A 19,083-nucleotide genomic window follows, 5' to 3' on the forward strand; every position below is an offset into this window, starting at 1 on the left:
AGCAAACTCTCACGCATTCAGGGTGAACAACATGTGCGGCGCAATCGCCAGAGCGATCGGCGCGCCGACGGCGTACAAGTGGTTGTCGCTGCTGTCCACCAGCAGCGGTTGCGGGCCGCCCACGTCTACCAGCAAGCGGCTTTGGGCGCCCTGGAAAAACTGCGCCAATAGATGGCCGTGCAAATGCCCTTCGCTCTCCATCACCCGCAGGTGTTCGGGGCGGCAGTACACCGTGCTGGGCACGTCGGCGGCCTGCCACGGCAACTCGCCGCCGCAGACTTTCAGGCCATGGGCTGTTCGCGAGGTAACAGCAAATGCATTGAGGTTGCCGACAAAACCGGCGACGAAAGCATTGGCCGGTTTCTGGTAGATCTCCCGTGGGCTGGCCAGTTGCGCGACGCGGCCGTGCTCCATCACCAGGATACGATCGCCCAGGGCCATGGCTTCGCCCTGATCGTGGGTGACAAATACCGAGGTGATACCGAGACCGCGCAGCAGTTCATTCAGCTCGCTGCGCAAGCGCTCGCGCAATTGCGCATCCAGGGCGGCCAGCGGTTCGTCCAGCAACAGCACCTTAGGGCGCGGCGCCAAGGCACGGGCCAAGGCCACGCGTTGACGCTGGCCACCGGACAATTCGTGGATGCTGCGCTTGCCATGCTGTTGCAGGCCCACCAGCTCCAGCAGTTCCTCGCAGCGCTTGTTCCGCGCAAGCGGCGCCATGCCGCGAATCTTCAAGCCGTAGACGATATTGCCGGCCACATCGAGGTTGGGAAACAACGCGTAGTTCTGGAACACCATGCCCACGTCGCGGCGCTCGATGGGCAGGCGGGTGACGTCGTCGGTGCCGAAAAAAACCTGGCCCACATCCGGGCGTTCCAGGCCGGCAATCAGGCGCAAGGTGGTGGTCTTGCCGCAGCCGGACGGGCCGAGGATCGCCAGGGTTTCACCGCCTTCAACGGTCAGGTTCAGATCATGCACAGCCACGGTGCCGTCGGCGAACGCCTTGCGACAGCCTTGCAGGCGAATAGTGATAGCGGTCATCGACGCTCTCCACGGGACAAACGAGCGCTGATGGCCTGCAACGCAATCAGCAGCGGCACGATCATCAGCAAAAAGATAAGGGTGTAGGCGCTGGCGATTTCCAGGCGCGCCGAGGCGTAGCTGTCGGCCAGGCCAACGGGCAATGTCTTGGTCATCGGTGTGTGGAGCATCCAGGTCAGGTTGAATTCGCCCAACGACAAGGTCACCACCATCAGCACGCCAGCGAGAATCCCCGCCCGGCAGTTGGGCACCACCACGCTGAAAAAGCGCTTGATCGGCCCGGCGCCCAGACTGGCCGCCGCCTCCTCCAGCACCGGCAGTTGCTGGCGTTGCATCACCGCCATCACCGGACGTACCAGGAACGGCAAGGTGAACAGCACATGGCCCACCAGGATGAACAGCCAACTGCTGCGAAACGTGCCGAACTGGCCGTAGGTGAGCAGCAACGCCAGCGCACTGGCCAACCCCGGCATCGCCACCGGCAACACCATCAGTTCTTCGAAGGCACGGCTGAAGCGGTTGTTCATGCGCACCAGCGCATACGCCGCCGGCACGCCGATCACGCAGACACACACCGCGCACGCCAGCGCCAATTGCAACGACAGCCATACGGTGGGCGAATAGGCCTGCCAGACCTGGATCAGCCAGTCGAAGGTCAGGCCGCTGGACAGGCCGACGAAGAAATTGCGCGTCAACCCGGCCAGCAACGACATCAGCACCGGCACCAACATGAACGCGCACACCAGCAAGGTGAACAGCAGTTGAATCACAAACAGCGATGAGCGCTTCACAAGACAGTCCCCGCATTTTTCACCAGGCGCCGCGTGAGCAATAACACCGCCCAGGTCACCGCGCCGAGCACCACCGACAACGCGGCGGCGACGGCAAAGTTGGCGTAGTTGGTGAACACGTTGTAGATCGCCACCGGGGTCACATTCAGGCGCGTGCCCAAGGTGAACGCGGTGCCGAAGGCGCCCATGGACGTGGCGAAGCAGATCGCACCACAGGACGCCAACGCCGGCGCCAGGCCCGGCACGATCACGTCGCACACCACCCGCCAGTGCCCTGCTCCCAGCGAATGCGCGGCCTCTTCCAGGCTGCGGTCGAGGCTTTCGCACGCGGCCATCACCGTGAGGATCACCCGGGGAATCGAGAAGTACAGGTAGCCGACAAACAGCCCGGCCAGCGAGTAGGCAAAGATCCAGCGCTCACCGGCCACTTGCAGGCCCAAGGACGCCAGCAACCCCTGGCGCCCGGCCAACAGGATCACCAGAAAGCCCACCACCACCCCGGGAAACGCCAGAGGAAACGTGAGCAAGGCCACCAACGCCGAGCGCCCGAAAAACTGCTGGCGCGCAAGGAATGCGCCGCTGATGCCACCGATCAACAACGCGGTGAACGTCACCACGATCGCCAGCACGCAAGTCTGCGCCAGGCTGCTCAGGTACTGCGCGCTACTGAGCACCTGCCAATAGCCGCTGCCGTGACTGTCGCGGCTGTCGGCGCCGAGCACCATCAAGTGCGCCAGCGGCAACAGCCAGAATGCGAACAGCACCGCAAAGGCCGGGGCCAGCGCCCAGGCCGCCTGTTTTGCCGATGCAGCCACTTACTTGACCTCGTTCAGGTAACGGGCGGCGAAGGCTTCCTGCACAGCGGCCATTTTCTGATAGTCCACCACACCGGCGCGGGCGTAATCGCTGTCGGGCAGGAACTGCGCGGCGACGTCTGCTGGCATGGTCACCGGGCGTACGGGGCGCAAGTACGCCTTGGCCCAGAGTGCCTGGCCTTGGTCCGACAGTACGAAGTCCAGCACCTTCTCGCCATTGGCGCGGTGCGGCGCGTTGGCCACCAGACTCATCACATAGGGCACGCTGATGCTGCCTTCCTTGGGGATCACGAAGGCGACGTTGGCGTTGTCTTTGTAACGGGCGCGGTAGGCGTTGAAATCGTAGTCCACCAGGATCGGCAACTCGCCGGACAGCACCCGCGCATAGGCGGTCTGCTTGGGCACGATGGGGGCGTTTTTCGCCAGCTTCTGGAAGTAGTCGATGGCCGGGGCGAAGTTGTCCAGGTCGCCGCCCATTGCGCGGTTGATCGCCACGGCAGAGACGTAACCGACGAAGGCACTGGACGGGTCCAGGTAGCCGACCATGCCTTTGTATTCAGGCTTGAGCAGGTCGGCCCAGCTTTGCGGCACCGGCAGGCCACCCAATGCATCGACGTTGACCATGATGCCCAAGGTGCCGGAGTGGATCGCAAACCACTGGCCGGCGGGGTCTTTCAACCCGGCGGGGATCTGCTCCCAGCCCTTGGGTTTGTAGCCATCGACCACACCGGCCTTTTGCGCCTGCAAGCCGAAGGTCACGCCGTAATACACCACGTCCGCGACCGGCGCGGCCTTTTCGGCCACCAGTTGCGCCAGGGACTGGCCGGAGTTCTTGTTGTCCAACGGCACCTGCACACCGGTGTCGGCAGCGATGGCCTTGAGCTGGGTGCCCCAGTCGGCCCAGTCCGGCGGGCAGTTGTAGCAAATAGCCGTGTCGGCGGCCTGGGCCAGGCTGGCCACACCGCACAGCAGCACGGCTGCCAGGGTTTTACTGAATGCGCGCATCAAGGGACTCCTCAAAGGGTTGGGTACTTTCGCCCGGCCGGATATGGCAAGGCAGGCAATGGGAAACCGGGGCATTCCCGGCGATCTGCGCCAGCAGTTGGTCAATCACCGTGCTGGCCAGCAGCGCGATGGGCTGCACCACGCTGCACAGGGTCGGGTGCATCTGGGTGCCGAGGGCGATGCCGTCAAAGCCCATCACCGACAACTGCCCGGGTACATTCCAGGCATTGCGGCGCAGTTCGGCGATCAGGCTGATAGCCAGGAAATCGTTGGAACACACCAGCGCGCTGGGGGCGTCGGGGCCGTTGAGGTACGGCTGGATGGCAGCGAATTCGGCCTGGGTATGCGCGGGCATTTCGATCACCGCGCGGCTTTTGAGGCCGTATTCCTTCATCGCGTCGCAGTAACCGGCATAGCGCAGGCGTGCGCGGTCGGACTGCAAGGCGGGGCCGGCGACCATGCTGATGCGTCGATGACCGGCCTCCAGCAAGTAGCGCGTGGCCAAGGCCATGCCCGCGCGGTTGTCCACCGACACGGCGCTGTAGTTGGGGTTGCTCGGTTGGTGATAGGCCAGCACGAACGGGGTTTGTTCGGTATTCAGGCTGCTGAGCACGCTGTTGCTTTCGGCATCGGTGACCGTCAGCACCAGGCCATCGACGCGCTGGCGCAGCAGTTCTTCCACCACAATGCACTCGCGCTCGCTGCTGTAGTCGGTGGTCGCCAGCACCAGGCTGTAGCCACGCAACCGCGCGGCACGCTCCATGGCCTGGAACTGCTCGGCGAACACCGGGTTGAGCAGGTTGGGCACTACCACGCCAATCAATTGGGTGGTTTGCAGGCGCAGTTGGCGGCCGAGCAGGTTGGGCCGAAACCCCAACTCACGGGCGGCGGCGAACACCTGCTCACGGGTCGCCGGGCGCACCTGCTCGGGAGAGGCAAAGGTACGGGCGGCGGTGGCGCGGGATACGCCAGCCAGCCGCGCAACGTCTTTCAGGTCAGTCATGTTCACTCGCTTGAGATCGATCTCATTGGCGAGGACAGTAACGGCGGAATATGGCAGGAAGGTGGTGGGGAGATGACGGTTTGATGGCAGTGCAACAAAGTCACCTAGGCCAAAATGTGGGAGGGGGCTTGCTCCCGATAGCGGTGGATCAGCCCGCCAATAGTGTGCCTGACACACCGCTATCGGGAGCAAGCCCCCTCCCACACCGGGCCGGTGCATATCCTTAGATAGTCATACTCCGGGGCTATGCTTGAAAAACCGGCGTGCAAAATCCGCCGGCTAACCTTTCGATTCGATCCAAGTGCGGGCACAATGCGTGTCCTTTTTTGGCAGGCACCGCCGCAGGCTCTCAAAAATGATCAAAACGCCGTACTACCTCATCGATAAACAGAAGCTTCTGGTCAACATGCAGAAGATTGCTTACGTGCGCGAGCAGTCCGGCGCCAAGGCCCTGCTGGCGCTCAAGTGCTTTGCCACGTGGTCGGTGTTCGACCTGATGCAGGAATACATGGACGGCACCACCTCGTCGTCGCTGTATGAGTTGAAGCTCGGTCGCCAGAAGTTCGAAGGTGAGGCGCACGCCTACAGCGTGGCCTGGGCCGACGATGAAATCGAAGAGATGCTCGATAACTGCGACAAGATCATCTTCAACTCCATCAGCCAGCTGCAGCGTTTTGCCGAACGCAGTGAAGGCAAGACCCGCGGCCTGCGCGTCAACCCGCAAGTGAGCAGCTCCGACTACCTGCTGGCTGACCCGGCGCGTCCATTCAGCCGCCTGGGCGAATGGGACCCGGTGAAGATCGAAGGCGTGATCGAGCAGATCTCCGGTTTCATGTTCCACAACAACTGCGAGAACGGCGATTTCAACCTGTTCGACCAGATGCTGAACACCATCGAAGAACGCTTCGGCGCGCTGCTGCACAAGGTCAACTGGGTCAGCCTCGGCGGCGGCATCCACTTCACCGGTGAAGGCTATGCCATCGACGCCTTCTGCCAGCGCCTCAAGGCGTTCTCGCAAAAGTACGACGTGCAGGTCTACCTGGAACCCGGCGAAGCGGCGATCACCAACAGCGCCTCCCTGGAAGTCACCGTGCTCGACACCCTCTACAACGGCAAAAACCTCGCCGTCGTGGACAGCTCCATTGAAGCCCACCTGCTGGACCTGCTGATCTACCGCCTCAACGCCAAACTGGCGCCGAGCGAGGGCGAACACACCTACATGGTGTGCGGCAAATCCTGCCTGGCCGGGGACATCTTCGGCGAGTATCAATTTGATCGTCCGCTGGCCATCGGCGATCGGCTGTCGTTCATCGACACCGCGGGCTACACCATGGTCAAGAAAAATTGGTTCAACGGCCTGAAAATGCCGTCCATCGTAGTGAAACAACTCGACGGTACAGTCGAAGTGGTTCGTGAATTTGGTTACGACGACTACCTGTCCAGCCTTTCGTAAGCTGGCGGATATAGGAGAAATAAAGCAATTGAAAAAGAACGTTCTTATCATTGGTGCAGGAGGTGTCGCCAAGGTGGTGGCCCACAAGTGCGCGCAGCACAACGACGAACTCGGTCGTATTGCTATCGCGTCGCGCAACATCTCCAAATGCCAGGCCATCATCGACAGCGTCAAGGCCAAGGGTAGCCTCAAGGTTCCCGCCGACATCCAGGCCTTCGCGCTGAACGCCCTGGACGTGGAAGCGACCAAGGCCCTGATCCGCGAGACTGAATCGCAGATCGTCATCAACGTGGGTTCCGCGTTCCTCAACATGTCGGTACTGCGTGCCTGCATCGACACGGGCGTTGCGTACCTCGACACCGCCATCCACGAAGAGCCGGGCAAGGTCTGCGAGACCCCGCCGTGGTACGGCAACTACGAATGGAACCACCTGGAAGAGTGCAAACAGAAGAACATCACCGCCATCCTTGGCGTGGGCTTCGACCCGGGTGTCGTCAACGCGTATGCCGCGCTGGCGCAGCAACAGCATTTCGACCGCATTGATTCGATCGACATCCTCGACGTCAATGCCGGCTCCCATGGCAAATACTTCGCCACCAATTTCGATCCGGAAATCAACTTCCGCGAATTCACCGGGCAGGTGTGGAGCTGGCAGAACAGCCAGTGGACCAGCAACACCATGTTCGAAGTCAAACGTACCGACGACCTCCCGGTCGTGAGTTCGCAGAACCTCTACCTCACCGGCCACGATGAAGTGCACTCGCTGTCAAAAAACCTCGACGTGCCCAACGTGCGTTTCTGGATGAGTTTCGGCGAACACTACATCAACGTGTTCACCGTGCTGAAAAACCTCGGCCTGCTCTCCGAGAAGCCGGTCACCACCGCCGAAGGCCTGGAAGTGGTGCCGTTGAAAGTGGTCAAGGCCGTGCTGCCCGACCCGTCTTCGCTGGCTCCGGGCTACACCGGCAAGACCTGCATCGGCGACCTGGTCAAAGGCACCAAGGACGGCCAGCCGCGCGAGATGTTCATCTACAACGTAGCGGATCATGAAGAAGCCTACGTTGAAACCGACAGCCAGGGCATCTCCTACACCGCAGGCGTTCCACCAGTAGCCGCAGCGCTGCTGGTAGCCCGTGGCGAGTGGGATGTGAAACACATGGCCAACGTCGAGGAACTGCCGGCTGAGCCGTTCCTCAAGGCGCTGGACGTGATGGGCTTGCCGACTCGGATCAAGGACGAGCACGGTGATCGAGCCTGGGATGCGATTGCCTGATAGGCGATAGCTGACCGAACAAAAAAATGCGCCCTCAGGGGCGCATTTTTTGTTTGGGCGGATACCGAGTTCCAAGACACTGAACATCCAATGTGGGAGGGGGCTTGCCCCCGATTGCAGTACATCAGTCACAGCAGCAGTGACTGACACACCGTAATCGGGGGCAAGCCCCCTCCCACATTGGAATTCACAGATGACCGTGTGCACTGCAATTATCGGCAATTTGCACAAAGGTACTGAGTCCTGAACTTAAGGCGTTGAACACAGCCTGCCCGGCGGCGTGAAGATGGACGGGATAGAGCGCCTGAGCTATCTTCAGCCGCCTTATCGACCGCCCCGAAACAGGAAGTTACCGTTTGAGCACGTCGCCCCTATTGCGAGGCCGCAGCTTCGCCCTCCTCGCCGGCATCACCTTCATTGCTATGGACCAGCTTGTGAAACTCTGGGCCCTGGTTTCACTGCAGGCCAACAGCTTCAAAATCGGCTCAAACCCGATCAACTTTGCGTTGGAGCTAAGCCTCAACCCTGGCGCATTCCTGAGCCTGGGCGCCGCTTTGCCACCACAGGTCAAACAACTGATCTTTATCGTCGGCGTGGCCGTTGTGGTGGCCTGGGCGATGGGGTGGTCCCTCTCCAACTGGAACCAGCCGCTGCGTAAAGTCTTGCCGCTGTACGCCATCGCCTTGGGTGGCATCGCCAACCTGATCGACCGGGTGTTTCGCGACGGCCATGTGGTTGATTACATGGTCCTGAACGTCGGGCCAGCGCATACCGGGGTGTTCAATATTGCGGATATCGCAATTACTGTCGGCGCGCTGTACCTGCTGATCGACCTGTTCGTGAAGCCGCGTAAAGCCTAGGCGTATCAGTATTTCTCCCCCTCATCGCCTCGAATTTCAGCGGCGAGGGCCAGGGCGATCGCCTTGGCTTTCACGATGCTCTCATCGCTGTATACAAACGAAATTTGGCCACGGCGATAATCGAAATAGTAATCCTGCTGCGTGGTGGGAGAGGTCCAGTACGCCGTTTGGTTACCGCTGATGGAGATCGTCGCTCCTGTCGTGGGATTAACGGCAGTCACTTCGTCCTGCAACAGGAGGGACGGGTCACCGGCACACACGTCACGCCATTCTTCAGGCGTTATTGCATTGCTTTCGACACGGGCGATATGGAGTTCATAGGCCATACAGACATCCATCTGAGAAAAGGGAAAATTCCTGGGCTGCGGCGGCAGCGTAGCATTGGATGACGCCCATCCAGCGGCATGACATCCAGATCATCGTTCCCACGCGCGTGGGAACGCTCTCAAAACACCGACCACCCAATCCGCTCACTCAACAACTCCAACGCCTTGATCCCCGCCAGTGAGTTCCCCGCCGCGTTCAACTCCGGCGACCACACGCACACGGTAAATTGCCCCGGCACCACCGCGACAATGCCGCCGCCGACCCCGCTCTTGCCCGGCAAGCCCACGCGATAAGCAAAATTCCCCGCCTCGTCATACAGCCCACTGGTGGCCATGATCGAGTTGACTTGCTTGGTCTGGCGCGCCGTGAGGATCTGTTCGCCGCTGTGGGCACTCGTGCCCTCGTTGGCGAGGAAGCTGAACGCCTTGGCCAAGTCCAGGCAGCTCATCTGTAAGGCGCAGTAGTTGAAGTAGCTATGCAGCACCGCATCCACGTCATTGTGGAAGTTGCCGAAGGATTTCATCAGGTAGGCCATGGCCGCGTTGCGCGCGCCGTGCTGGGCTTCGGAGTCGGCGACGACGCTGTTGACCAGGATCTGCGGGTTGCCCGACAGGCGCCGCACGAAGTCGCGCATCGACAGAATCGGCACCGCAAAGCGTGATTGGTTGATGTCGCAGATCACCAGCGCACCGGCATTGATGAAGGGGTTACGCGGGCGACCGCGTTCGAATTCCAATTGCACCAACGAGTTGAACGGTTGCCCCGACGGCTCGTGGCCCAAGCGTTCCCAGATGGATTCGCCGCCATGGTCGATGGCCTGCACCAGGCTGAACACCTTGGAAATGCTCTGCACCGAGAACAGCGTATCGGCATCTCCGGCGCGGTAGGCCGAACCGTCGTTGCCATACACGGCGATGCCCAGTTGGTTGGCCGGTACATCGGCCAGCGCGGGAATGTAGTCGGCGACTTTGCCGAGGCCGATCAGTGGGCGCACTTCGTCGAGGATCGACTCCAGCAGCGCCTGCATGTCTTGTCCTGTCATCTGTCTTTGAATCAGTGGAAAGCGGGGTGCGGAGGATACTTCAATGGGCGCGGAAGCCCCACACAATCTCCACAACCCGCTCGGCCACCACCAGATAAACCAGGATCAACAACAGCTGCAATGCCAAGTGATAACGCAGCTTGGCCAGCCGGCGAATGCCGTCGCTGACGTTCAACAGCATCAACACCGTGGACAGGATGATCAGCCCCCAGCCCGCCACGTTTGACGCGAACATGCCAATAAAGAGTTCACGTTGCCCGAGCAGCGTATTGGTTCCCGCCGCGAACAGCAGCGCGCACACCAGCAGGTTTTTAACATTGTCGAAGATCTGAGTGCTCAGGTCATTTTCCAGCAGGGCCACATACCGCTTCCATAACGTGTGCATGAGTCATTACCGGGTGGGGATCGCTCGTCAATCAAAGTAGTCCATATGCCCGTACACTGCACCGCTGCGCTCACTTCACGAGGACTTTGCATGAAATTAATGATTGGCCTGGCCGCTTTACTGCTGGTATCGGCATGCACCACGACCCCGCCCGCTCAGGACGCTGCAGCGTCCACCTGCCTGGCAGGCGGCGGCACCATGAAGCAAGTCGGCAAGCTGCAAAGCTGGAAGTGCATCACGCCATACAAGGACGCAGGCAAGGCGTGCACCGACTCCAGTCAGTGTGAAGGCGAGTGCCAGACCAGTGTCACCACCCAGTCCGGCAACGGCCCGGTGACCGGCGCGTGCCAGGTAGATAACGGCCACTTCGGCTGCTCGGCGACGGTAGAGAAAGGCAAGCTGGGCCGGGCGATCTGCGTGGACTGAGCCACACCACCGACCCCATTCGGCGCGCGGGGGCAGCGAAACGGAGGTGTATTACTTGATGATCGAAGCCGCGCACCCGCCCATGGCCCAGCTGTTCCAGCGGGCAGGAAGCGGCTGAAAGCATCCTAAGCTCAGATCGAAAGAGTATTTATCGAATGGTTTTTAGATCATTAAGCTCAGGGCTATTTCGTTGAAGATCGAGCCCACCATGTCCCTTCGTCGTCCCCTCGCCGCTGTATTAGGATTGCTGGCCTTTTCCGTTGCCTTTGGTGCGCAAGCCCAGGAAACCGTGCGCATCGGCTACCAGAAATCCTCCACGCTGATCACCCTGCTGAAGACCCAAGGCACCCTTGAGAAAGCCCTCAAGGCTGACAACATCGCCGTGAGCTGGCACGAATTCCCCAGCGGCCTGCCGCTGCTGGAGGCGCTGAACGTCGGCAACGTCGACATCAGCGCCGACGTGGCTGACACCGTGCCGATCTTCGCCCAGGCCGCCCAGGCCAAACTCACCTACTTCGCCCAGGAAGCGCCCTCGCCTTCGGCCCAGGCCATCGTGGTGCGCAAGGACTCGCCGATCCAACAGTTGGCGGACTTGAAGGGCAAGAAAATCGCGGTGACCAAGGCTGCCGGCACTCACTATTTGTTGATCGCCGCCCTGAATAAAGCTGGCCTGGCGTTCTCGGATATCGAACCGGCTTACCTGTCGCCAGCCGATGGCCGCGCGGCGTTCGAAAACAACAAAGTCGACGCCTGGGTCACCTGGGAACCCTTCCTCACCAGCGTGCAGCGCCAACTGCCGACCCGCACCCTGGCCGATGGCGCAGGCCTCGCCAGTTACAAGCGTTACTACCTGACGGGCACGCCCTACGCCAAGGCGCACCCAGAAGTGTTGAAGGTGGTGTATGGGGAATTGGAAAAGACCGGCAAGTGGGTGAAAGCCCATCCGCAAGAAGCGGCGAAAGTGCTCGGCCCGCTGTGGGGCAACCTGGACGTGGCCACGGTGGAAGCGGCGAACGCGCACCGCAGTTATCAGGTGCAGCCAGTGACGGTGGATCAGTTGGGTGAGCAGCAGAAGATCGCCGATGCGTTCTTCAAGGCGGGGTTGTTGCCGAAGGCGGTGGATGCCAAGGATGTGCAGACCTGGCGGCCTTGAAGGCTGGTGTGATCTAAATGTGGGAGTGGCGGTGCGACGATTCGACTTGCCCCCGATGACCATGGGTATCTAAACAACTTTTCAGACGCTGACAAATATCCCTGTGGCGAGCGGGCTTGTCCCGCGTTGGGCTGCAAAGCAGCCCCAGTCAAGAAGAATGCGGTGTATCAGACACTCTGTTGAGGCTGGTTTTGGGGCTGCTACGCAGCCCAACGCGGGACAAGCCCGCTCGCCACAACAGCCCTATCTGCCGGACGTTCAGTGTTGAGTCAACGTTATGTAGATCCCTATGCTCATCGGCGGCAAGTCGAATCGTCGCACCGCCCCTCCCACAGTGGGTTTGCATATGCCGTTAGAGGAGTGTTCGGGCTAAAGCCTTTTTCCACTCTGCATAACGCCCTGCCATTGCGGGGTCATCCTGCGGCTCAAACCGCTCGCGCTGGCGCTCCAACTGCCCCAGCGCCGTATCACTCACCCACACGCCCAACGCCCGTCCCGCCAGGTGCGCTGCGCCCAGCGCCGACACCTCCGGCGACAGGCTGCGCACCACCGGGCGTTGCAGCAGGTTGGCAAGGAACTGCATCAGCCAGCGATTGCGCGTGGCGCCGCCGTCCACCCACAGTTCCTTCAAAGGACTGCCGATGTCTTGTTGCATCGCCTCAAACACATCGCGAATCTGATAGCCGATGGATTCCAGCGAGGCGCGCAGGATGTGCGCGCCGGAGGTGGCTTCGGTCAACCCGCAGATCAGCCCACGGGCGTCGGCCTTCCAGTGCGGTGCGCCGAGGCCCGACAGCGCCGGGACAAAATACACACCGCCGTTATCCGGCAGTTGCGCAGCATGTTCGGTCAAGGCATCCAGGGATTCGCCAGCCACCAGGCGCGACGCCCACTGCACGGCAGCGCCGGTATGGACGATATTGCCCTCCATGCCGAAGGTGGGTTGGCTGCCGTCATGCCAGGCCAATGTGGTGGACAAGCCATGGGTGGACGCAATCGGCCCGCTCATGGGCGTCATCAAGGACGAACCGGTGCCGAGGGTGGCCTTGACCAGACCCGGCGCAAAACCGCCCTGCCCGTAAAGCGCGGCATGGGAGTCGCCAATCATCGACATCACCGGGATACCGGCGGGCAAGCCGCCCACGGCGACGGTTTCGGCGAAGAACCCGGCGCTCGGCTGGATCGGCGCCAAGGCCGCAGCAGGAATGCCGAACAGTGCCAAAAGCTCAGGATCCCAGGCGCAGGAGTGCAGGTTGAACAACTGAGTGCGTGCGGCGTTGGAATAGTCGGTGGCGAAACCCTGGCCGCCGCTGAGTTGCCACAACAGCCAGCTGTCGACCGTGCCCAGGCAAATATCACCCGCAGCGGCGCGGGCGTGACCATTTTCCAGGTTGTCGAGAATCCAGCGAAATTTGCCCGCCGAGAACATCGGGTCCAACGCCAGCCCGGTCTTTTCCAGGATCAGCGCTTCATGACCCTGCGCATGCAGTTGCGTGCATAACGCCGTAGAGCGTCGGCACTGCCAACTGATGCACGGCGACAATGGCTCACCGGTATGCCTATCCCAAGCCACCACCGATTCACGCTGGTTGCTGATCGCGAGCGCAGTGATCGGTCGATCTACCTGGGCCAGGCACTCTTCAATCGCAGCCAACGTGTTTTGCCAGATCAGCAGCGGGTCCTGCTCGGAAAACCCGGCCTGGGGATGACTGATGCTCAAGGGCCGCGAACCGCGCGCGATCACCTGGCCCAGTTCGTTGACCAGCACCGCCTTGGCGTTGCTGGTGCCTTCATCTATCGCAAGGATCAGCGGGGTGTTGTTATTCATTGATTTCACCGCAACCGAGTGGCAGCCGCCACGATCCCAGCCGCGTCGATGTTATGCAAGGCGCGGGTCGGTTCGCGGGCGCCGGCGGCGGCGTATTCGCCATCGCCGATACCCAGGCGGATCAGGGCAATGCCCAACCCGGCTTCAGCCAGCACTTCAGCGACCAGGCTGCCGACGCCGCCATTAACGTTGTGTTCTTCCACGCTGATGACGGCGCGGGTGCCGCTCAAGGCGCTGAGCAATACATCACGCTGCAAGGGCCGGATCGACGACAGGTTGATCACCTGCGCCTGGATGCCCTGCTCCGCCAGCAAGGCCGCCGCATCCACCGCTTCATGCACCACCGAGCCCAGGGCCACGATGCTCACATCGGCGCCCTGGCGCAGGATGTCTACCTGACCGGGCACAAACTGATAGTCGGCGCCGTGGACGTCCGGCAAGGCTTTACCATCGAGACGGATATACACCGGGCCGTGGTAACGCAGCGCGTAATCGACGATCTGCCGACACTCGACGGCATCCGCCGGGGCAAAAATCTGCACATTGCCGAAGCCGCGCATCACAGAAATATCGTCAAGGCTGTGGTGGGTGCTGGCCAACGGGCCATAGCTGGTACCGGCGTTCAGGCCGAACATTTTCACATTGGCCTGGTTGTAGCAGACGTCCACCTTGATCTGCTCATTGGCGCGAGAGATTAGAAACGGCGCCGCATTGCAGGTGGCTGCAATCTTGCCGCCCAGCGCCAGCCCCGCCGCGACGCTGACCAAGGACTGCTCGGCAATCCCGACATTGATCAACCGCTCTGGAAAGCGCTGCATAAACGGACCGATCTTGGCCGTCGACGTGGAATCGCTGACCACTGGCACGACGTCCAACCCGGCGTCGACTGCATCAATAAAGGCCTGCACCATGACACTCGCCAAATGTTCACTCGCCATGGTTCAACTCCTCCAGTGCTGCATTGATTTCATCGCCCTTCGGCACACGGTGGTGCCATTCAGGGCGGGCTTCGATAAACGACACGCCCTTGCCTTTGATGGTGTGGGCGATCAGCACCTGGGGCGCGCCGGTTTGGGTCTGCATGGTTTCCAGGGTTTCGATCAACTGGCCCACGTCGTTGCCATCGCATTCGCTGACGGTGAAGCCGAAGGCGGCCCATTTCACGTCCAGCGGGTCGAGCGGCATGATCTCGGCGGTCAGGCCGGCCAGTTGCAGTTTGTTTTTGTCGACGATCACAAACAGGTTATCCAACCCGTACTTGGCTGCCGCCATGGCGGCTTCCCAGTTGGAGCCTTCGGCCAGTTCGCCGTCGCCGGTCAGCACGTAGATGCGTTTTTTGCTGCCGGACATCTTTGCCGCCAATGCCAGCCCCACTGCCACTGGCAAGCCGTGGCCAAGGGCGCCGGTGTTGAGTTCGATGCCGGGGGTTTTCTGGCGTACCGGGTGGCCGGGCAAGTGGGAATTGAAGTGCTGGTAAGTGGGCAACCATTCAGTAGGGATATAGCCCGCCTGTGCCAGGCAGCAATACAAACCACCCACGCCATGGCCCTTGCTCTGGATATAGATATCGCGATCAGGGTCTTCAGTGCGTTCCGGGCCGGTATTGAGGATGCGGAAGTACAGAGTGGCGAGGATGTCGGTTTCCGACAGGTCCGCTCCGGTGTGACCGCCCGCCGGTGAATCGGCGTTGAGGTGGATCACATGGCGGCGGATCAGGCGGGCCTGTTCCTTGATCTGGTGGGCGTCGTACTGGAAGGCATTCATGCAGCGGCTCCTGTGGGGCTGACCACGTGAGGTGAAAGTGTCCAAAGCTGTGTTTGAATATTTATTCAGCAGTGACAATATATTTCTATTTAGACGCTGATCGTCCGCGCGGTCAAGTGAGCGATCCACGGAAAAACGAAATAAATAGAAGAAACATCCCTCGGACAAACGGGCAAAATCCCACACGGGCTGGTCTATCCCGTGGCTTTGGCCGTGGTGAAAGCGCCGGTTTAGAGGCATACCTGAAAAATTAAGCGCTTGACTTTGCCACGGTGTCACTGGAATCTGAATTAACAGTCAGGCACGCATAAATATTCAAGCGACCTGAAAGCACTCCAAAAAAAATAAATCAGGAGAACACTGTGGACGCCAAAGCTATTGTCCAGCACCCGGCCGAACTCAAGCCGCCACCCCGCCCACGTATTGTGAAACTGCTGCCCAGCAACATCGGCGGCCCGTTGATCGGGCTGGTGTTGCTGGTGCTGGTCTTCTCCTTCAGTTCCGAATTCTTCTTCTCCTTGCGTAATGGCCTGAACATCCTCGATCAGGTCACGGTGCTGGGCATCCTGGCGATCGGCATGACAGCGGTGATCGTCATCGGCGGCATCGACCTGTCGGTAGGCTCGGTGCTGGCCTTCTCGATGATGATGCTCGGCTGGCTCTACCAGGATCAGGCAGTGCCGCTGGGCTTCGCGATTCCGATCTCGATTGCCACCGGGATGCTCGCCGGGCTGGTGTCCGGCGCGTTGATCACCTACGCCAAGCTGCCACCCTTTATTGCCACGCTGACCATGATGTCCGTGGCCCGTGGTCTGGCGAATATCCTCACCGAAGGCCGGCAGATCGTCGGCTACCCGGAGTGGTTCACCAGCCTGGCCACGGTGCGGCACTTCGGCTTTCTCTCGGCAACCGTCGGGCTGTTTCTGGTGATGCTGCTGGTGGCGTGGGTGTTCCTGCGCTTTCGTGCCGGCGGCCGCAACCTCTACGCCATGGGCGGCAGCCCTGAAGTGGCGCGCCTGTCCGGCATCAAGGTGCGTGCGATTACCTTGTGGGTGTACGCCATCAGCGGCGCGCTGGCCGGCATCGCCGCCGTGACCCTGGCGGCGCGCCTCGACTCTTCCCAACCCAGTGCCGGCCTCAGCCTGGAACTGGACGCTATTGCCGCCGTGGTGATTGGCGGGGCCAGCCTCAGCGGCGGCGTCGGCAGCATCGGCGGCACCCTGGTGGGCGTGCTGATCATTGGCGTGTTGCGCAATGGCCTCAACCTGCTGGGCGTTTCCCCGTTTATTCAACAAGTGGTGATCGGCGTGGTCATCGCCCTCGCCGTGACCATCGATACCCTGCGACGCCGTTCCAGTACTGCCCGTTAAACCTGTTCGACAGTTGACACCCTCCAACAATAAAACCAGGAGTCACCGACATGTTCAGCCCCAAGAAACTGCTTATCGCCACTGCTCTGGCGGCCGCGACCCTTACCGCTGCCGGCACCACCTGGGCCAAGGACCTGACCATCGGCCTGGCCGTGGCCAACCTGCAGGCCGACTTCTTCAACCAGATCAAGCAATCGGTGGAAGCCGAGGGCAAGGCCAAGGGGATCAAGGTGATCACCGTGGACGCCCAAGGCAACTCCTCGACCCAGGTCAGCCAGATTGAAGACCTGATCACCCGCCAGATCGACGTGCTGATCTATATCCCCGCCGGTGCTACCGCCGCCGGTGTGCCCGTCAAAGCCGCCAAGGCCGCCGGTATCCCGGTGATCGCCGTGGACCGCAACGCCCCCGACGCACCAGGCGACACCTTTATCGCCAGCGACAGCGTGGCCGGCGCCAAGACCCTGGCCGAGTACGTGGGCAAGATCACCGACGGCAAAGGCCGTATTGCGATCCTGCAAGGCCAACTCGGCACCACGCCGGAGAATGATCGCGCCAAGGGTTTCGAGGAGGGCCTGAAAGCCTTCCCGGACCTCAAGGTCGTGGCCCAGCAACCCGCCGAATGGGCTCAGGACAAAGGCTTCGCCGTGGCCCAGGACCTGCTCCAGCGTGATCCGAATATCACCGTATTCTTCGGCCGCGCCGATGCGATGGCACTGGGCGCTGCCCAAGCGGTGAAGGTCGGCAACCTGGATCACAAGGTCGTGGTCGTCGGTTTTGACGGCGACGTCGCCGGGCTCAAGGCCGTCGAAAGCGGCGTGCTCAACGCCACCATGACTCAGCAGACCCAGAAAATGGGGCGCCTGGCCGTGGCCTCGGCGATTGACCTCAAAGCCGGCAAAGCCGTGCCCAAGGAGCAACTGCTGCCCACCGTGCTGACCACCAAAGAAAACGTCGCGCCGTTCCTGCAACAGCACCCGTAAGCCTTGGAGGTCGTCATGCAAGCAGCAGCTCTGGATAGCAGCGCCGATGCGGTGCTGTGCCTGCGCAATATCAGCAAGGCCTACGGCCCGGTGCAGGTTTTGTCCCAGGTCAATGTGGATATTCGCCGCGGTGAAGTGCTGGCCCTGCTCGGTGAAAACGGTGCCGGTAAGTCGACGTTGTCGTCGATCATCGCAGGCCTCGTGCAACCCGAAGCTGGCGGCAGCATGACCTGGCTCGGCGCGCCGTATGCACCCGCCTCGCCGGGTGCGGCACTGGGCGCAGGTATCGGCCTGATCCACCAGGAAATCCGTCTGCTGCCGCAATTGTCGATCGCCGAGAACATCTTCGTCGGTCGCCTGCCCATGCGCTACGGGCGGGTCGATCGCGACTACATCGAGGCCCAGGCGCAGATCCAACTGGAACGCCTGGGGCTCAACGTGCCGGCGTCGCGCAAGGTCGAAGGCCTGAGTGTGGCGGCCCAGCAATTGGTGGAAATCGCCAAGGCGCTGACCTTGAAGGCCAGCTTGCTGATTCTCGATGAACCCACCGCTGCGCTGGGCGCTGAAGAAACCGAGTTGCTGTTCAAGCAGGTGGAACGGCTGAAAGCAGAAGGCGTGTCGTTTATCTACATCAGCCATCGCCTGGAAGAAATCGCGCGCATCGCCGACCGCGTGCTGGTGCTGCGCGACGGTCGTCAGATCGCCCTGCATGCCACCGCGCAAGTGCCGGTGCGCGAGCTGGTGGAGCAGATGGTCGGGCGCAGCCTGGAGCGGATTTTCCCCGCGCTGCAGGCGCCGCAGGAGCAGGTGATGTTGCAGGTCAAAGACCTGACCTGCCGCGAATTCGCCTTGCATGGCATCGACTTCAGCGTGCGTGCCGGCGAAGTGTTCGGCATTGCCGGCGTGGTCGGCGCCGGGCGTACGGAGCTGGTGCGCACCATTGCCGGTGCGGCCCAGGACATCAAGGGCAAGATGGTGCTGGACGGTGAGGTGCGCCAGCTGCGTAGCCCGTTTGAAGCGATTCAGGCCGGTGTAGTGCTGGTACCTGAAGACCGCAAACAGCAAGGCGTAGTCGTGGAACATCGCATCGAAGACAACCTGGTCTACGGCAACACCGACCTGCTGGACAAACGCGGTTGGGTGCTCCCTGCCCCGCTGCGTGAATTCGCCCGAACGGCGGTGGCGCGGCTCGGCGTGAAAGGTTCGCCGCAGTCGCGGATTTCCAGTTTGTCCGGCGGTAACCAGCAGAAAGTGATTATTGCCAAGTGGCTGGCACGCAACCCCAAGGTGTTCATTCTGGATGAGCCAACACGCGGCATCGACGTGGGCGCGCGGGCGGCGATTTATGAAGTGATCGCGGACTTGGCGGCCAAGGGCATGGCGGTGATTGTGGTCAGTTCCGACCTGGATGAAGTGCTGGGCTTGTCCCATCGGGTGATGGTGATGAGCCGAGGCCGGCAGATGGGGATTCTGGAGCGTGGCGAGGCCACACCGGTGTCGGTGATGGAAATGGCCACCGCCTAGGAACCCGGTCCTCACAAACAATGGCGATCAAATGTGGGAG

The 19,083-nt window shown here is 61.4% G+C and carries 19 protein-coding genes; 8 read left to right on the forward strand and 11 right to left on the reverse strand.

All coding sequences use genetic code 11. From position 1 onward, the window contains the following. Positions 1 to 9: 9 nt before the first annotated feature. Genes ACEN2T_RS14690 through ACEN2T_RS14710 form a run of 5 tightly spaced genes read right to left on the reverse strand, consistent with a single transcriptional unit; the run spans position 10 to position 4,655 of the window. Complete coding sequence (locus ACEN2T_RS14690; protein ID WP_442116911.1) at positions 10 to 1,041, reverse strand: ABC transporter ATP-binding protein; 1,032 nt, start codon at positions 1,039 to 1,041, stop codon at positions 10 to 12. Further along, the gene (locus ACEN2T_RS14695) at positions 1,038 to 1,832 is read right to left on the reverse strand and encodes an ABC transporter permease (RefSeq protein ID WP_099602706.1); all 795 of its coding nucleotides are present in this window, start codon (positions 1,830 to 1,832) and stop codon (positions 1,038 to 1,040) included. Before ACEN2T_RS14695 ends, ACEN2T_RS14690 begins: the two co-directional genes overlap by 4 nt. Then, positions 1,829 to 2,647 carry an ABC transporter permease gene (locus tag ACEN2T_RS14700; protein WP_442116912.1) on the reverse strand — a complete coding sequence of 273 codons (819 nt, stop codon included), beginning with the start codon at positions 2,645 to 2,647 and terminating at the stop codon, positions 1,829 to 1,831. The genes ACEN2T_RS14695 and ACEN2T_RS14700 overlap by 4 nt, the downstream gene beginning before the upstream one ends. Continuing rightward, the gene (locus tag ACEN2T_RS14705) at positions 2,648 to 3,652 is read right to left on the reverse strand and encodes an ABC transporter substrate-binding protein (protein WP_131699895.1); all 1,005 of its coding nucleotides are present in this window, start codon (positions 3,650 to 3,652) and stop codon (positions 2,648 to 2,650) included. Next, on the reverse strand, positions 3,636 to 4,655 hold the full coding sequence (locus ACEN2T_RS14710) for a LacI family DNA-binding transcriptional regulator (protein ID WP_032889511.1): 1,020 nt from the start codon (positions 4,653 to 4,655) through the stop codon (positions 3,636 to 3,638). The genes ACEN2T_RS14705 and ACEN2T_RS14710 overlap by 17 nt, the downstream gene beginning before the upstream one ends. 355 nt (positions 4,656 to 5,010) lie before the next feature. On the opposite strand from ACEN2T_RS14710, the gene ACEN2T_RS14715 reads away from it, so the two are divergent. From ACEN2T_RS14715 to lspA, 3 genes are all read left to right on the forward strand, one after another. Then, complete coding sequence (locus ACEN2T_RS14715; protein ID WP_027607243.1) at positions 5,011 to 6,108, forward strand: carboxynorspermidine decarboxylase; 1,098 nt, start codon at positions 5,011 to 5,013, stop codon at positions 6,106 to 6,108. Between the two features lie 28 nt (positions 6,109 to 6,136). Beyond that, complete coding sequence (locus ACEN2T_RS14720) at positions 6,137 to 7,381, forward strand: saccharopine dehydrogenase family protein (RefSeq protein ID WP_442116913.1); 1,245 nt, start codon at positions 6,137 to 6,139, stop codon at positions 7,379 to 7,381. A gap of 356 nt (positions 7,382 to 7,737) precedes the next feature. Further along, the gene (gene lspA / locus ACEN2T_RS14725) at positions 7,738 to 8,241 is read left to right on the forward strand and encodes a signal peptidase II (protein ID WP_032889521.1); all 504 of its coding nucleotides are present in this window, start codon (positions 7,738 to 7,740) and stop codon (positions 8,239 to 8,241) included. 5 nt (positions 8,242 to 8,246) lie between these two features. Here lspA and ACEN2T_RS14730 read toward each other — a convergent pair whose 3' ends face one another. From ACEN2T_RS14730 to ACEN2T_RS14740, 3 genes are all read right to left on the reverse strand, one after another. After that, positions 8,247 to 8,567 (reverse strand): hypothetical protein, encoded by a 321-nt coding sequence (locus ACEN2T_RS14730; protein ID WP_233896829.1) that lies wholly within the window; start codon positions 8,565 to 8,567, stop codon positions 8,247 to 8,249. Between the two features lie 119 nt (positions 8,568 to 8,686). Further along, a complete protein-coding gene (gene glsB / locus ACEN2T_RS14735) occupies positions 8,687 to 9,595 on the reverse strand; it encodes a glutaminase B (RefSeq protein WP_032889526.1) in 909 nt (302 codons plus the stop codon). Positions 9,596 to 9,650: 55 nt separating this feature from the next. Further along, positions 9,651 to 9,995 carry a hypothetical protein gene (locus ACEN2T_RS14740; RefSeq protein WP_032889529.1) on the reverse strand — a complete coding sequence of 115 codons (345 nt, stop codon included), beginning with the start codon at positions 9,993 to 9,995 and terminating at the stop codon, positions 9,651 to 9,653. Positions 9,996 to 10,085: 90 nt separating this feature from the next. On the opposite strand from ACEN2T_RS14740, the gene ACEN2T_RS14745 reads away from it, so the two are divergent. After that, positions 10,086 to 10,421, forward strand: a complete 336-nt coding sequence (locus ACEN2T_RS14745; protein ID WP_032889532.1) for a hypothetical protein — start codon at positions 10,086 to 10,088, stop codon at positions 10,419 to 10,421. Positions 10,422 to 10,629: 208 nt separating this feature from the next. After that, positions 10,630 to 11,574 (forward strand): aliphatic sulfonate ABC transporter substrate-binding protein, encoded by a 945-nt coding sequence (locus tag ACEN2T_RS14750; RefSeq protein ID WP_095184478.1) that lies wholly within the window; start codon positions 10,630 to 10,632, stop codon positions 11,572 to 11,574. Between the two features lie 352 nt (positions 11,575 to 11,926). Here the strand turns inward: ACEN2T_RS14750 and ACEN2T_RS14755 are convergent, their stop codons facing one another. Genes ACEN2T_RS14755 through ACEN2T_RS14765 form a run of 3 tightly spaced genes read right to left on the reverse strand, consistent with a single transcriptional unit; the run spans position 11,927 to position 15,166 of the window. Beyond that, positions 11,927 to 13,402 carry an FGGY family carbohydrate kinase gene (locus tag ACEN2T_RS14755; RefSeq protein ID WP_442116914.1) on the reverse strand — a complete coding sequence of 492 codons (1,476 nt, stop codon included), beginning with the start codon at positions 13,400 to 13,402 and terminating at the stop codon, positions 11,927 to 11,929. 5 nt (positions 13,403 to 13,407) lie between these two features. After that, positions 13,408 to 14,340, reverse strand: coding sequence for a transketolase family protein (locus ACEN2T_RS14760; RefSeq protein WP_179178814.1), 933 nt, complete (start codon positions 14,338 to 14,340; stop codon positions 13,408 to 13,410). After that, positions 14,330 to 15,166 (reverse strand): transketolase, encoded by an 837-nt coding sequence (locus ACEN2T_RS14765; RefSeq protein ID WP_032889543.1) that lies wholly within the window; start codon positions 15,164 to 15,166, stop codon positions 14,330 to 14,332. Before ACEN2T_RS14765 ends, ACEN2T_RS14760 begins: the two co-directional genes overlap by 11 nt. A 362-nt stretch (positions 15,167 to 15,528) precedes the next feature. On the opposite strand from ACEN2T_RS14765, the gene ACEN2T_RS14770 reads away from it, so the two are divergent. The 3 genes from ACEN2T_RS14770 to ACEN2T_RS14780 are packed head-to-tail and all read left to right on the forward strand — an operon-like array spanning position 15,529 to position 19,043. Continuing rightward, complete coding sequence (locus ACEN2T_RS14770; RefSeq protein ID WP_050442857.1) at positions 15,529 to 16,536, forward strand: ABC transporter permease; 1,008 nt, start codon at positions 15,529 to 15,531, stop codon at positions 16,534 to 16,536. 50 nt (positions 16,537 to 16,586) lie between these two features. Further along, positions 16,587 to 17,519 (forward strand): sugar ABC transporter substrate-binding protein, encoded by a 933-nt coding sequence (locus tag ACEN2T_RS14775; RefSeq protein WP_032889545.1) that lies wholly within the window; start codon positions 16,587 to 16,589, stop codon positions 17,517 to 17,519. A gap of 15 nt (positions 17,520 to 17,534) precedes the next feature. Continuing rightward, on the forward strand, positions 17,535 to 19,043 hold the full coding sequence (locus ACEN2T_RS14780; RefSeq protein ID WP_442116915.1) for a sugar ABC transporter ATP-binding protein: 1,509 nt from the start codon (positions 17,535 to 17,537) through the stop codon (positions 19,041 to 19,043). Positions 19,044 to 19,083 lie beyond the last annotated feature (40 nt).

Origin of the sequence: Pseudomonas sp. W22_MBD1_FP4, from assembly GCF_052113765.1 — a bacterium.
Taxonomy (GTDB): domain Bacteria; phylum Pseudomonadota; class Gammaproteobacteria; order Pseudomonadales; family Pseudomonadaceae; genus Aquipseudomonas; species Aquipseudomonas sivasensis.

What these genes read in the sequence shown, in the direction of transcription:
- ACEN2T_RS14690 (WP_442116911.1), bottom strand. Translation starts at nt 1,041, where the DNA reads ATGACCGCTATCACTATTCGCCTGCAAGGCTGTCGCAAGGCGTTCGCC.
- ACEN2T_RS14705 (WP_131699895.1), bottom strand. Translation starts at nt 3,652, where the DNA reads ATGCGCGCATTCAGTAAAACCCTGGCAGCCGTGCTGCTGTGCGGTGTG.
- ACEN2T_RS14710 (WP_032889511.1), bottom strand. Translation starts at nt 4,655, where the DNA reads ATGACTGACCTGAAAGACGTTGCGCGGCTGGCTGGCGTATCCCGCGCC.
- ACEN2T_RS14715 (WP_027607243.1), top strand. Translation starts at nt 5,011, where the DNA reads ATGATCAAAACGCCGTACTACCTCATCGATAAACAGAAGCTTCTGGTC.
- ACEN2T_RS14730 (WP_233896829.1), bottom strand. Translation starts at nt 8,567, where the DNA reads ATGGCCTATGAACTCCATATCGCCCGTGTCGAAAGCAATGCAATAACG.
- glsB (WP_032889526.1), bottom strand. Translation starts at nt 9,595, where the DNA reads ATGCAGGCGCTGCTGGAGTCGATCCTCGACGAAGTGCGCCCACTGATC.
- ACEN2T_RS14740 (WP_032889529.1), bottom strand. Translation starts at nt 9,995, where the DNA reads ATGCACACGTTATGGAAGCGGTATGTGGCCCTGCTGGAAAATGACCTG.
- ACEN2T_RS14745 (WP_032889532.1), top strand. Translation starts at nt 10,086, where the DNA reads ATGAAATTAATGATTGGCCTGGCCGCTTTACTGCTGGTATCGGCATGC.
- ACEN2T_RS14750 (WP_095184478.1), top strand. Translation starts at nt 10,630, where the DNA reads ATGTCCCTTCGTCGTCCCCTCGCCGCTGTATTAGGATTGCTGGCCTTT.
- ACEN2T_RS14755 (WP_442116914.1), bottom strand. Translation starts at nt 13,402, where the DNA reads ATGAATAACAACACCCCGCTGATCCTTGCGATAGATGAAGGCACCAGC.
- ACEN2T_RS14760 (WP_179178814.1), bottom strand. Translation starts at nt 14,340, where the DNA reads ATGGCGAGTGAACATTTGGCGAGTGTCATGGTGCAGGCCTTTATTGAT.
- ACEN2T_RS14765 (WP_032889543.1), bottom strand. Translation starts at nt 15,166, where the DNA reads ATGAATGCCTTCCAGTACGACGCCCACCAGATCAAGGAACAGGCCCGC.
- ACEN2T_RS14775 (WP_032889545.1), top strand. Translation starts at nt 16,587, where the DNA reads ATGTTCAGCCCCAAGAAACTGCTTATCGCCACTGCTCTGGCGGCCGCG.
- ACEN2T_RS14780 (WP_442116915.1), top strand. Translation starts at nt 17,535, where the DNA reads ATGCAAGCAGCAGCTCTGGATAGCAGCGCCGATGCGGTGCTGTGCCTG.